The following is a 12,921-nucleotide window of genomic DNA, read 5'->3' as shown; positions in this document are numbered from 1 at the left end:
ATGGCGTACGCGAGCCTCCAGGGATGGATTCACGGCGTGTCCCGCGAACTCACACATCCCCGCCCAGCCCGGCGCAGGCGCAAACGCAACGCACTGGCTCTGGGCTCTGGCTCTGGGCTCTGGCCTTGGCTTCAAAAAAAAAGAAACAAACCCCAAACCCCACACATGAAAAAACCCGCTTGCGCGGGTTTGATCATTGTCTGAGTCATGGTGCCCAGGAGAGGACTCGAACCTCCACGAAGTTGCCCCCGCTAGCACCTGAAGCTAGTGCGTCTACCAATTCCGCCACCTGGGCGACTCAGGAGGAGAATTCTGCGGGAGAACTGAAATTGTGTCAACAGCATGTCGCGGAAAATTTCGACGGCCGCGCGCTGCCCCATCACCGCGCTGCATGTCGCGAAAGTCGTGCGTTCCAAGCGCGTGTCATCGAACGCCAGAAACGAAAAAACCCGCTTGCGCGGGTTTGATCATTTACCGAGTCGTGGTGCCCAGGAGAGGACTCGAACCTCCACGAAGTTGCCCCCGCTAGCACCTGAAGCTAGTGCGTCTACCAATTCCGCCACCTGGGCGACTCAGGCGGAGAATTATGCGGAAGCATTCGAACACTGTCAATGCATGCCCAAGTCACATCCGAGCGAGAGCGCTGGCGGGTGGCGCGGCGCGGCTTGACCGGGGCGGCAGACACTGAAAATACTCGCCCCACCAAGCAGCAAGGCGTTCCCATGGCGACCCCGATCCTGCATGTCCACCCGCTTTCTTCGTGCTGCCAGAAGGTGCTGATCGCCGCCCGCGTGCTGGGTGTGGCGCTGGACGAGCGCCTGTTGAACCTCGGCGACCCGGTCGAGCGAGCCGCGTTCCGGGCGCTGTGGCCGCTGGGCAAAATGCCGCTGCTGGTGGAGCAGGGCGCGCCCATCGGCGAGACCAGCATCATCATCGAACACCTGCAGCTTCATCACGCCGCCGACGGTAGGCGGCTGCTTCCGCAGGACCCGGCGCAGGCCCTGGAGGTGCGGCTCTGGGACCGGGTCTGCGACCTGTACGTGATGACCCCGATGCAGGCGCTGACCGCTGCCCTGCTGAAGCCGGGCAGCGACGGGAATGGCGCTGCGACCGAGGCCGCCCGCGCGACCCTGCTGAACAGCTATGCCCTGTTGGACCAGCAGTTGGACGGGCGTCGCTGGCTGGCGGGCGAAGCCTTCACCCTGGCCGACTGCGCCGCGGCGCCGGCATTGTTCTATGCCGTGGCTTACGTGCCGCTGCCGGATGCGCATGCGGCACTGTCTGCCTATGTGGAACGGCTGATGGCGCATGCGGACGTGGCGGCAGTGATCGATGCCGCCCGGCCCTGGTTCAAGCACTTCCCGGGAAGGGCGGGACTGGCGCGCCGCTACTACATTCCCGATGCCTGACCCGGCCAGGGTGACGTGGGCAGGCCCCGGAAACGAAAAAACCCGCTTGCGCGGGTTTGATCATTGTCTGAGTCATGGTGCCCAGGAGAGGACTCGAACCTCCACGAAGTTGCCCCCGCTAGCACCTGAAGCTAGTGCGTCTACCAATTCCGCCACCTGGGCGACTCAGGAGGCGAATTGTGGAGATACCGACGGCCCTTGTCAACGCTTTTACGAAATTTCTTCACAAACCTGCATATGGATGCGCCTCGACTGCCTCTGCACACCGTCAGCGGTTACCATGGAGGGCAATGAAACCAAAGAAACCGACCCGGGGCGCGAAAGCCCCCAAGTCCCCGGCGCCCCAGGCTGCCGGTCCGTCGGGCAAGCCCCGCGCTGCCGCCAAGAAGGCCGGCAAGCTGCCACCGTGGATGCCCGAATCGATGAACACCCCGGCGCCAGCGCGTGGCGGCAACCGTGGCGGTCCGAAACCGGACGCCGGCGCGCCGATCCCGACCCGCCGCCGCCCGCACCCGACATCTACCGACATGAACGTCGTCGACCCGCACGCCGCGCGCGAAGCAGAGCGCTACGCGCAGCCGATCGCCAGCCGTGAGGCGATCCTGCAGCTGCTGGAACGCTGCGACGGTCCGCAGACCGCTGACGAGATCGGCGTCCATCTCGGCCTGACCGAGCCGGACCGCGCCGATGCACTGGGCAAGCGCCTGGGCGCGATGGTGCGAGACGGCCAGCTCGTACAAAACCGCCGCGGCGGCTTTGCCCCGGTGCAGGCCACCAACCTGATCACCGGCGTGGTCATCGCCAACCCGGAAGGCTTCGGCTTCCTGCGTCCGGTGGAGGGTGGGGATGACCTGTTCCTGCCGCCGTATGAAATGCGCAAGGTCATGCACGGCGACCGCGTGTTGGCCAACGTCACCGGCATCGACCGTCGTGGCCGTCGCGAAGGCAGCATCGCGCGCGTTCTCGAGCGCGGGATGACCCGTCTGATCGGCCGCTTCAGCGTCGAGTTCGGCATCAACTACGTGGTGCCCGACGACAAGCGCGTGCAGCGCAACGTACAGATTCCGCCGGACCAGACCGGCGATGCCCGCGACGGCCAGCTGGTGGTCTGCGAGCTGACCCAGGCACCGGATACGCGTCGCCCGCCGATCGGCCGCATCATCGCGGTGCTTGGCGACAAGCTGACCGCATCGCTGATCGTGGAAACCGCGATCCATGGCCACGAGCTGCCGTTCGAGTTCCCGCAGGAGGTGCTCAACGAGGCCTCGGCGGTGCCGATGGTGGTCGAGCCGGACAGCATCGGTGGGCGCGTGGATCTGCGCACCACGCCGCTGGTGACCATCGATGGCGAGGATGCCAAGGACTTCGATGACGCGGTTTACTGCGAACCCAACGCCGAAGGCTTCCGCCTGGTGGTGGCCATCGCCGATGTGTCCAACTACGTGCGTCCGGGCACCCCGCTCGACGATGAAGCACAGAAGCGCGCCACCTCGGTGTACTTCCCGGGCTTCGTGGTGCCGATGTTGCCGGAGACCTTGTCCAACGGCATCTGCTCGCTGATGCCCAAGGTCGACCGGATGTGCTTCGTCTGCGATATGCAGGTGAACCGCGACGGTGACGTGATCCATTCGCGCTTCTACGAAGCAGTGATGAATTCGCACGCACGCCTAACCTATAACCAGGTCTGGCAGGCGGTGGGCGAGAACGATGTCGCGGTGCGCAACCAGATCGCCGCGGTACTGCCGCAGGTCGAGCACCTGCACCAGTTGTACAAGGTGCTGGCCAAGGCGCGTACCCGTCGCGGTGCGATCGAATTCGAATCCTCCGAAGTGCGCTTCGTGCTGGACAACACCGGTGAGGTGTCCCAGGCCGGCATGCTGGTGCGCAACGATGCGCACAAGTTGATCGAAGAATGCATGATCGCGGCCAACGTGCAGGCCGCGCGGTACCTGCTGCACAAGCAGGTGCCGGCGCCGTACCGCGACCACGCCAAGCCGCCGGAAGCCAAGTACGACGACCTGCTCGAGTTCCTCAAGGAATTCAAGCTGAGCCTGCCGCCGTGGGCCAAGGTGCAGCCGGGCGATTACACCAAGCTGCTCAAAAAGGTGCGCGAGCGCCCGGACGCGGCCCTGCTGGAATCGGTACTGCTGCGCAGCCAGAGCATGGCGGTGTATTCGCCGGACAACCAGGGGCACTTCGGTTTATCGCTGGATGCGTACGCACACTTCACCTCGCCGATCCGTCGTTACCCGGATTTGCTCGTCCACCGCGCGATCAAGTACGCGCTGTCGGGCGGCTCGCTGGACAAGTACACCTACTCGGCACGCGAAATGGCCGCCCTGGCCGTGCAGTGCTCCGAACGCGAACGCCGTGCCGACGAGGCCGAGCGTGAAGTGGACGAGCGCTACCGCGCGGCATGGATGGAAAAGCACGTCGGTGGCCAGTTCGATGGCGTGATCAGCGGCGTAACCAGCTTCGGCCTGTTCGTCGAACTGGACGAGTCCAAGGTCAACGGCCTGGTCCACGTGACCCAGCTGCCGCACGACTATTACCAGTTCGACGCCACCCGCAAGACGCTCAGCGGCGAGCGCCGTGGCAAGGCGTACCGGTTGGGTGACCGGGTGCGGATCCTGGTGCTCAAGGCGAGCATGGAAGAGCGCAAGATCGACTTCCGCCTGGTCGAGGAGAATGACGACGAGACGGCCGAACTGCCGCCGCGTGGTCAGCCCGCCAAGCGCAAGAAACAGAAGTACTGAACGACGCGCGTACCGGGACCACCCGGAGCGCAGCCCCGGTAGTGCCGGCCGTTGGCCGGCTCCACGCATACAACGATCGGAGTACCGGCCCCAGCCGGCTCCATACCCACCACGATCGGAGCGCATCCCATGCCCGACGACCTCCCCGAATACAGCGGCGGCTGCCAATGCGGCGCGATCCGCTTCCACGTCCGTGGCGAACTGACCGACAGTTCGATCTGTCACTGCCGCATGTGCCAGAAAGCGTTCGGTGCCTACTACGCGCCGCTGGTCTCGGTACGCCGGGTTGAATTCAGCTGGACCCGGGGCGAGCCACGCCGGTTCGCCTCGTCCAACCTGGTCAAGCGCGGCTTCTGCCCTGAATGTGGCACGCCGCTGACGTATGAAGCGCCCGACGGCATGGCCGTCGCCGCCGGTGCCTTCGACGATCCCGCCCGCCTGCCACCGACCGTGCAGTACGGGGTGGAAAGCAAGCTCCCGTTCGTGGATGGATTGGGCACCCTGGCCGACATCCGCGACGAGGACGATCCGGAAATGGCGCTGCTGCAGGGGCTGGTCTCTCATCAGCACCCTGACCACGACACCCCGTGAGGGTGGGGCGCAGGGCGTGAAAAGTGCGGATCTGCGCGCGCCAGCGCGGCCCGCCCAGTGGGTCGCCAGGGCCCCGTGGGCCATGGGGTGAACGCCCGGCAGGGCAGGGCGGGCCCTGATGCTCTACCATTACCACCCCCTGTACCGGTCGTGCCCCCGCAATGAGCAAGCAAAGCCAGTGGATCGTCGGCGTCAACGCCGTCGCCTCTTCAATCGAGAACGATGCCGAGAACGTCCGCGAGGTGCTGATCGAAGCCAGCGCGAAGAATCCGCGTCTGGTCGAGATTGAAGAGAATGCGCGGCGCAAGGGTATCGACGTGCGCAAGGTCAACACCCAGGCGCTGGACGGCGTGGGTGGTTCGGTGCGCCACCAGGGCGTGGCGGCGCGCTACCAGGCGGCACGCACCTACGGTGAAAACGAACTGGAAGGCCTGGTCGAGGCCGCCGAGGGCAAGGCCCTGCTGCTAGTGCTCGACGAAGTACAGGACCCGCACAACCTCGGTGCCTGCCTGCGCAGCGCGGCGGCGGCCGGTGCCACGGCGGTGATCATTCCCAAGGACAAGTCGGCCACGGTCAACGCGACCGTGCGCAAGACATCGGCCGGCGCTGCCGACCGCATCCCGGTGGTGGCGGTGACCAACCTGTCGCGCTGCCTGAAGGACCTGCAGAAGCTGGGCGTGTGGATCTACGGCCTGGCCGGTGAAGCCACCGCGTCGCTGTACTCGATCGACCTGAAGGGCAACGTGGCGCTGGTACTCGGCGGCGAAGCCGACGGCCTGCGCCGCCTGACCCGTGAAAACTGCGACAGCCTGGTCAAGATCCCGATGCCGGGCGACATCGAAAGCCTCAACGTGTCGGTTGCCACCGGCGTGAGCCTGTTCGAAGCAGTCCGCCAGCGCGGTCTGTAACCGCGCACCCGTAGAGCCGACCGTTGGTCGGCTGCTCTACGCGGTGGCCTGCAGCCGACCAACGGTCGGCTCTACGGGGTGGTGGGTAGCCGACCAACGGTCGGCTCTACGGGGTGGTTGGTAGCCGACCAACGGTCGGCTCTACGGTTACCCCGCGCTGCCGCCCAGCGCCTTGAACAACGTTACATCGTTGATCAGCTGCTTCTGCTTCACCGAGGCCAGCGACAGCTCCGCATCGCGGCGGGTCTGCTGCGCTTCCAGCCAGGTGCGCAGGTCCGTGGCGCCGACCCGATAGCGCACCTCGTACATCCGCTCGATCTCCACCGCTTCATCGAACGATGCCTGCGAGGCCGCCACCTGGGTGGCGAACTGCTCGCGTGCCGACAGCGCGTTGTCCACCTCCGACAGGGCCGTGTACAGCGTGCGGCGGAAGTCGTTGGCGGCCATCTGGTAATCGGTGCCGGCCAGGCGGGTGTTCAACCGCGCCTGACCGATGTTGAGGAACGGCAACGACAGACCGGCACCCAGCGTAGCCACCGGATTCTGCAGCACGTTCGACAACGACGTCGCGCTGCTGCCGACGCTCCCGGTCAGGCTCAGCGCGGGGTAGTACTGGGTGGCGGTGACCTTGATCGTCTTCAGGCTGTTGCGCAGCCTCAGTTCGGCCGCGCGCAGGTCCGGGCGCCGGCCCAGCAGTTCGGCCGGCAGGCCTTCGGCCACCACCGGGCGTCCACCGTCCAGCAACTGCTGCGGCTCGTCGTCCAGCGGCCACGGCTGCCCGTCCAGCAGCACCGTCAACGCGTTGCGGCTGGCCACCCGCTGCTGTTCCAGCGCGCTTTGCGTGGCCCGTTGCGCTTCCAGGCTCTGGGTGGCCTGGCGGACTTCCAGGCGCGATACCGCACCGGCGTCGAAGCGTGCCTGCACCAGTTGCCGGGTGCGCTGCAGGCGGTCCAGGTTGGCTTGGCCGGCGCGGATCGACTGATTGAGGAAGGCCAGCGTCCAGTACTGCGTGGCGACGTCGCCGATCACCAGCAACGCGGTGTTCTGCAGGTCTTCCTCACGCGCCTGCGCTTCCCACTGGGCGATGTCGCGCTGGGTGCGCAGGCGGCCCCACAGGTCGATTTCCCACTGCAGCGACACACTGGCCGAACTGCCGCGATTCCACTGCGCGCCCTGGTCGATCGGACGACTGCCGTTGCTGCCGACGCTGCCCGAAGGCTGCGGCCACAGCGCGTTGTCGGCCAGCCCGGCCTGCAGGCGGGCGCGCTGCACGGCCAACCCGGCCGAGGCCAGGTCGGTGTTGGCGGCCAGGGCGCGGTCGATCACCCGCGCCAGGCGCGGATCGCCGAACTGGGTCCACCAGGGATCGTCGCGGACCTCGGTGCGGTCGGTATGCGGCAGGGTCTCCACCACGTCAGTGGGGACATTGCGCGAGGCATCGCCGCGACCATAGCTGGCCGGCACGCTGGGAGCGTCGACGGCGTAATGGCCGGTGCTGACGCAGGCCGACACAGCCAGCGTGGTCACGCAGGCCAGGGCGAGCGGGCGCAGGTGGCCGCGGATGAGCGGGAAAAGGGGATTCATCATTCGCGCGCCAGCGCCTCCACGGGATCAAGTTGGGCGGCACTGCGCGCCGGAAGAAAACCGAACGCCACGCCGATCAGGCTGGAGCAGGCGAACGCGGCGACGATCGAAGCCGTCGAGAACAGCATCTGGAAATCCGGGGCGAATTTGCCGAACAACCAGCCGACGATCAGCGACAGGCCCACGCCGAGCAGGCCGCCAAGCAGGCACACCAGCACCGCTTCAATCAGGAACTGCTGGCGGATGTCGCTCTGCCGCGCACCGACGGCCATGCGCACGCCGATCTCGCGGGTGCGCTCGGTGACCGACACCAGCATGATGTTCATCACCCCGATGCCGCCGACCAGCAACGCGATCGCGGCGATCGCGCTGATCAGCAGCGTCATGGTGCGCGTGGTCTGTTCGATGGTTTCGCGGATCTCGGCGCTGTTGCTGAGGAAGAAGTCCTCGGTGCCGTGGCGCATGATCAGCAGCTTGGAGATGGCCGCCTGCGCGGCATCCATCGGTGTGCTGTCGTCCACCCGCACGGTGATGCTGGAGACGTAACTTTGCCCAAGCATGCGCGACATCACCGTGGTGTAGGGCACCCACACGCCCAGGCTGGTACTGCTGCCCATGCCGAAACTCTGCCGCTGTGCGACGCCGATCACCCGCACCGGCACGTTGCCGAGCAGGATCACCTGGCCGATCGGATCTTCACCGGACGGGAAAAACTGGGTACGGGTGTTCTCGTCGATCACCGCGACCTGCGCCAGGCCCTTGACCGCATCGCCGTCGAAGAAGCTGCCCGCGCTCAAGGTAACGCCCTTGACCCGGAAGTACTGCTCACCCACGCCGCTGACCTGCGCGGTCGCCGACTGGTTGCGGTAGCGCGCAGTCACCGACGAGGACACGCTGGGAGTGGCGCTGTCCACATAGCTCTGCCGCGCCAGCGCGTCGGCATCGCTGGCCTTGAGCGTCTGCACGCGCGCCGAGCGCATGTCGCCGAAGCCGCGACCGGGATAGACATCGATGGTATTGGTACCCAGCGCGCTGATGTTCTGCAGGATCTGCTGCTGCGAGCCGTTGCCCATCGCCACCACCGACACCACCGAGGCAATGCCGATGATGATCCCGAGCATGGTCAGGAAGGTGCGCAGACGATGGGCGTTCATCGCCAGCAGCGCCATCCGGAACGCTTCGGTGAAGCGATCGCGGGCGGCCCGCCAGCTGTTGCCGCCGCCCGCGGCCACGGTCGGCTGGCGCTGCGCGCGGTAGCTGGGCGCGGACGGGTTGGTGCGGTCGGTGATGATCTCGCCGTCGCGGATTTCGATGATGCGCTGTGCGTGTTCGGCCACGCTCATGTCGTGGGTGACGATGATGATGGTGTGGCCTTCGGCATGCAGCTCGCCGAGGATGCCCATTACCTCCTCACCGGATTTCGTGTCGAGCGCACCGGTCGGTTCGTCGGCCAGGATCACCTCGCCACCGTTCATCAACGCGCGCGCGATCGACACGCGCTGCTGTTGGCCGCCGGAGAGCTGGCCGGGCGTGTGGTTCATGCGGTCGCCCAGGCCCAGGCGCTGCAGCAACTGTTCGGCACGCGCGGTACGCACCGGCCCCGGGCTGCCGGCGTAGACGGCCGGCACGGCCACGTTGCCGCGCGCATCCAGGTCGCCGAGCAGGTGGTAGCGCTGGAAGATGAAGCCGAAATGCTCGCGGCGCAGCGCCGCCAGTTCGTCCGGCAGCATGCTGCCGGTCTCGCGCCCGGCCACCTGGTAGCTGCCGCGGGTGGGGCGGTCCAGGCAGCCGAGGATGTTCATCAGCGTCGACTTGCCCGAGCCGGACTGGCCGACGATGGCGACCATCTCGCCAGCGCCGATGTCCAGGTTGACGTCGCGCAGCACCGCGATGGTGTCATCGCCGGCGGGAAACTCGCGGCGCAGGTCACGCAGGCGCAGCAGCGGCGTGCCCATCGAGGCCGGACTCATCGACGCGGCCCGCCCATGCCGGCCCCGCCCATGCGCATCTGCGCGCCCCCGCGGCGGCCACCGCCGGCACCGGTTGCGGCTGCACCGCCTTCACCGACCACGACTTTCTCGCCTTCCTGCAACCCGGACAGCACTTCGGCATTGGCGCCGTTGTTGATCCCGATCCTGACCTTGCGCGGGGTCGGCACGCCGTCCTTGTCGGCCACGCGCACCATGTACTGGCCGTCGCGGGTCTTCGGGCCCAGCGCGACGGCGGGAATGGTCAGCACGCCCTTGGCCTGGCTGAGCATCACCGAGACCTGCGCGGTCATGTCGATGCGCAGCGTACCGTCGGGGTTTTCCACGTCGAACAGCGCGTTGTAATACACCGCGCTGCTGGAGCTGGAACTGGAGGAACTGGAACTGGACGAACTGTCGTTGGCGATCGACGACGGCGCCGGATTGATCTGGCGCAGCGTGGCGTGGTACTTGCGGTCCGGCTCGCCCAGGGTGGTGAAGTACACCGGCATGCCGGCCTTGATCTTGACCACGTCGGCTTCGGAAACTTCGGCGTTGACCGTGACCAGGTCCAGCCGCGCCAGCATCACGATGGTCGGTGCGGTCTGGTTGGCGTTGACGGTGCGGCCTTCCTCGGCGACCACCGCCACCACGGTGCCGTCCATCGGCGCGGTGATGCGGGTGTAGGCCAGGTTGGCGCGGGCGGTGCCCAGCTCGGTTTCGCGGCCTTTGATCTGCGCATCGTAGGACTGGATCTGCGCGCGGGCGGTTTTCAGCTTGGCGTCGGCGGCGTCGTATTCGGCGCGCGAGGTCGCTTCGGCGGCCAGCATCTGCTGCTGCCGCGCGAATTCCAGCTCGGCCTCGCGCAGGCTGGCCTGCTGCACCGCGCGCTGCGCCTTGACCTGGTCCAGCGTGGCCTCGGCGTTGAGCACCTGGTTCTGCTGGGTGGTGGCATCGATCTCGGCGATCAGGTCGCCTTGTTTGACCGTATCGCCCAGCTGCACCCGCAGCGATTTGATCTGGCCGGAGGCCTGCGCGCCCACGCTGACCAGCTTGTAGGCATCGATCACCCCGGTGGCCTCCACCGTCTGCTCGATGTCGCCACGGCCAACCGGGGTGGTGGCCAAGGTCGGGGCGGTCGGCTTGCGCAGGTACCATGCGACAATCGCAGCCAGCACGACGACAACGGCGATCAACAGCAGCACGCGGCCGCGACGGGTGATGGGCAGGCGGGGCTTCACGATGATCGTCTACTCGGCAGGCCGGGATGCGGCGTTGTCAGCATTGTGAAGACCGCACCCGTGCGGCTCAACACTCGCCCTGTGTCGCGAGGTAACCAAAGGCCTGCTTTTGTATGTCGCCGTGTGTCTGTTGCCTGCTTTGAAACATGCGTACGCAAACCACTGGATGCGGTTCAGCTCCCGACAGGGGATCATGGCCGCATGGAGACTCCCAATCCGATGCATCGACTGCTGATCGTCGACGACGACCACGACATCCGCCAGCTGCTGGCCGAACAACTCGGCCGCGCCGGCTACCAGGTCAGTACCGCCAGCGATGGACAGGCCATGCGCCAGGTCCTCGAGCGCGAGCACGTGGACCTGATCGTGCTCGACCTCAACCTGCCACGCGAAGATGGCCTGACCCTGTGTCGCGATCTGCGCGCGCGGTCTAGCACGCCGGTGATCATGCTCACCGCACGCAGCGAGCCGATCGACCGCGTGCTGGGCCTGGAGATGGGCGCCGACGACTACCTCGGCAAGCCGTTCGAGCCGCGCGAGCTGCTGGCGCGCATCCGCAACGTGCTGCGCCGTACCGAAGCGCTGCCGGCCAACCTGGAGCCGCTGGCGATCCGCCGGGCACGCTTCTCGCAGTGGATCTTCGACCTGGAGCATCGCCACCTGCTTGATCCCGATGGCCGCGTGGTGGTGCTGTCCGGGGCGGAGTTCCGCTTGCTGCGGGTGTTTGTCGGGCATGCCAACAAGGTCCTCTCGCGCGAACAGCTGGTGGCGCTGAGCAGTGGCCGCAGCTATGAATCGCAGGATCGGGCGATCGACCTGCAGGTCAGCCGGCTGCGCAACAAGCTGGCCGATGACGGTGGCAGCGATGGGCTGATCAAGACCGTGCGCAACGAAGGCTATGTGCTGGCCACGGCAGTTACCCTGGAATGAAACGCCTGGGCCGGTTCTTCGCCTCGATGGTCGGGCGCCTGTTCCTGATCCTGCTGCTGGGCATGAGCGTGGCGGCGATCGGCGCGACCATGCTGGCCAGTGCCAAGCGGCAGCAGGAGTTCGAGCGGCAGAATCTCAACCGCATCGCCGACCGCCTGCAGGGCTTCGTCAACATGCTCGATGGCAATCCCGAGCTGCGCGACCGGCTGCTCGACAGCGGTGGTCCGAGCGTGCGGCGGCTGCCGCCGGGCGCACGGGTAGGTCCGCCGGATGCCGCGCTGATGGAGGTCCTGGATGACCGGCCGGGGCCGGTGTCGAGCAGCCAGGTCGCCTTTACCTCGTTCCGTTCGTGCCTGCCGCGTCTGCCCGAACTGCCGCACCCGAAGAAACCGCGCAACGGCCCACCGCGCGAGCGCGATCCGGCCTTCATCCCGCCCAAGTGCCGGATGGTGGCGCTGCGCCTGAGCGATGGCACGCCGCTGCAGCTGGCGCTGGACTCGCCGGCGGTGGCGCACAACGGCATCCTGGCGGTGGACCCGCTGTTCCTGACCCTGCTGGTGATGGCCATCGCGGTGCTGGCCTACGTGGTTGCGCGGATGGCCAGTGCGCCATTGCAGCGGCTTGCCTCGGCGGCCGCCGCGCTGGGCGACGACCTGCAGGGCGCGCCGATGCCGGTGACCGGGCCACTGGAGGTCAAGCGCGCCGCCGAAGCCTTCAACGCGATGCAGAAACGCCTGCAGCGGCACCTCGGCGAGCGCACCCAGATGTTGGCGGCGATCACCCACGACCTGCAGACGCCGGTCACCCGGCTGCGCCTGCGCCTGGAGAACGTCACCGATGACGCCCTGCGCGAGCGCCTGATCGGCGATCTGGCCGCGATGCAGGCGCTGATCCGCGAGGGCCTGGAGCTGGCGCGCAGTGCCGAAAGTGCCGAGCAACGTGCAGCGCTGGACCTGGATTCGCTGCTGGAGAGCATCGTCGAAGACGCCGTGGAAGCCGGCGCCGACGTGCGTTTCGACGAGCCCAGCGGCGCGGTGTTGATGCTGCGGCCGCTGGCCATGCATCGGCTGTTTTCCAACCTGGTGGACAACGCGGTGACCTACGGCCAGTCGGCGCGGGTCAGCGTGGAGCAGGACGCGGACAAGGTGGTGGTGCGCATCCGCGACCGGGGACCCGGCCTGGCAGACGACGAGCTGGAGGCGGTGTTCGACCCGTTCGTGCGGCTGGAGACCTCGCGCTCGCGCGAAACCGGCGGCGCCGGGCTGGGCCTGACCATCGCGCGGGCGCTGGCCGAGAAGGATGGCGCGCGGCTGGCGCTGCGCAACCATCCGCTGGGCGGGCTGGAGGCGGTGGTGGAGTGGCCGGCGAGCCTGCGCGCGGCGGGCAGCCGTCCGGGCTGAGCGCTCTCGACACAAAGCGGCGTGGTTTTGCCTACTATGGGCAACCCCACCCGCTTACTTTCGCATGAGCGCGCCTTTCCCCGTCGCTTGCAAGTCCAGTGCACCGCCGCCCGTCGCACGGCCTCCCGCCCGTTT

The 12,921-nt window shown here is 67.2% G+C and carries 9 protein-coding genes and 3 tRNA genes; 6 read left to right on the top strand and 6 right to left on the bottom strand.

Features of this window, described 5'->3' with window-relative positions; all coding sequences use genetic code 11:
- Positions 1 to 208: 208 nt before the first annotated feature.
- Positions 209 to 295: transfer RNA gene (locus tag NR101_RS17190), tRNA-Leu, on the bottom strand.
- 187 nt (positions 296 to 482) lie between these two features.
- Positions 483 to 569: transfer RNA gene (locus tag NR101_RS17185), tRNA-Leu, on the bottom strand.
- A 153-nt stretch (positions 570 to 722) separates the two neighbouring features.
- On the opposite strand from NR101_RS17185, the gene NR101_RS17180 reads away from it, so the two are divergent.
- Complete coding sequence (locus NR101_RS17180) at positions 723 to 1,409, top strand: glutathione S-transferase family protein (protein WP_256777433.1); 687 nt, start codon at positions 723 to 725, stop codon at positions 1,407 to 1,409.
- Positions 1,410 to 1,484: 75 nt separating this feature from the next.
- Here NR101_RS17180 and NR101_RS17175 read toward each other — a convergent pair.
- Positions 1,485 to 1,571 (bottom strand) — tRNA-Leu (locus NR101_RS17175).
- 260 nt (positions 1,572 to 1,831) lie between these two features.
- On the opposite strand from NR101_RS17175, the gene rnr reads away from it, so the two are divergent.
- The 3 genes from rnr (at position 1,832) to rlmB (ending at position 5,664) form a co-directional block, all read left to right on the top strand.
- Positions 1,832 to 4,165, top strand: coding sequence for a ribonuclease R (rnr, locus tag NR101_RS17170; RefSeq protein ID WP_256777436.1), 2,334 nt, complete (start codon positions 1,832 to 1,834; stop codon positions 4,163 to 4,165).
- Positions 4,166 to 4,294: 129 nt separating this feature from the next.
- Positions 4,295 to 4,756 (top strand): GFA family protein, encoded by a 462-nt coding sequence (locus NR101_RS17165; RefSeq protein WP_256777432.1) that lies wholly within the window; start codon positions 4,295 to 4,297, stop codon positions 4,754 to 4,756.
- Positions 4,757 to 4,917: 161 nt separating this feature from the next.
- Positions 4,918 to 5,664 carry a 23S rRNA (guanosine(2251)-2'-O)-methyltransferase RlmB gene (rlmB, locus tag NR101_RS17160; protein WP_256777431.1) on the top strand — a complete coding sequence of 249 codons (747 nt, stop codon included), beginning with the start codon at positions 4,918 to 4,920 and terminating at the stop codon, positions 5,662 to 5,664.
- Between the two features lie 147 nt (positions 5,665 to 5,811).
- On the opposite strand, the gene NR101_RS17155 is transcribed toward rlmB, so the two are convergent.
- Genes NR101_RS17155 through NR101_RS17145 form a run of 3 tightly spaced genes read right to left on the bottom strand, consistent with a single transcriptional unit; the run spans position 5,812 to position 10,456 of the window.
- Positions 5,812 to 7,248, bottom strand: coding sequence for a TolC family protein (locus NR101_RS17155; protein WP_256777430.1), 1,437 nt, complete (start codon positions 7,246 to 7,248; stop codon positions 5,812 to 5,814).
- Positions 7,248 to 9,218 carry a MacB family efflux pump subunit gene (locus tag NR101_RS17150; protein WP_256777429.1) on the bottom strand — a complete coding sequence of 657 codons (1,971 nt, stop codon included), beginning with the start codon at positions 9,216 to 9,218 and terminating at the stop codon, positions 7,248 to 7,250. The genes NR101_RS17155 and NR101_RS17150 overlap by 1 nt, the downstream gene beginning before the upstream one ends.
- Complete coding sequence (locus tag NR101_RS17145; RefSeq protein WP_256777428.1) at positions 9,215 to 10,456, bottom strand: efflux RND transporter periplasmic adaptor subunit; 1,242 nt, start codon at positions 10,454 to 10,456, stop codon at positions 9,215 to 9,217. Before NR101_RS17145 ends, NR101_RS17150 begins: the two co-directional genes overlap by 4 nt.
- Before the next feature lie 201 nt (positions 10,457 to 10,657).
- Between NR101_RS17145 and NR101_RS17140 the strand changes: the two genes are divergently transcribed.
- A complete protein-coding gene (locus tag NR101_RS17140; protein ID WP_256777427.1) occupies positions 10,658 to 11,386 on the top strand; it encodes a response regulator transcription factor in 729 nt (242 codons plus the stop codon).
- Entirely contained in the window at positions 11,383 to 12,786 is a 1,404-nt protein-coding gene (locus tag NR101_RS17135; protein ID WP_256777426.1) for an ATP-binding protein, read from the top strand. The genes NR101_RS17140 and NR101_RS17135 overlap by 4 nt, the downstream gene beginning before the upstream one ends.
- Positions 12,787 to 12,921 lie beyond the last annotated feature (135 nt).

The organism is Stenotrophomonas sp. Ste86 (genome assembly GCF_024519465.1).
Taxonomy (GTDB): Bacteria; Pseudomonadota; Gammaproteobacteria; order Xanthomonadales; family Xanthomonadaceae; genus Stenotrophomonas.
The sequence above is the reverse complement of the archived record's forward strand: the minus strand, read 5'-3'. Positions and strand labels throughout refer to the sequence as shown.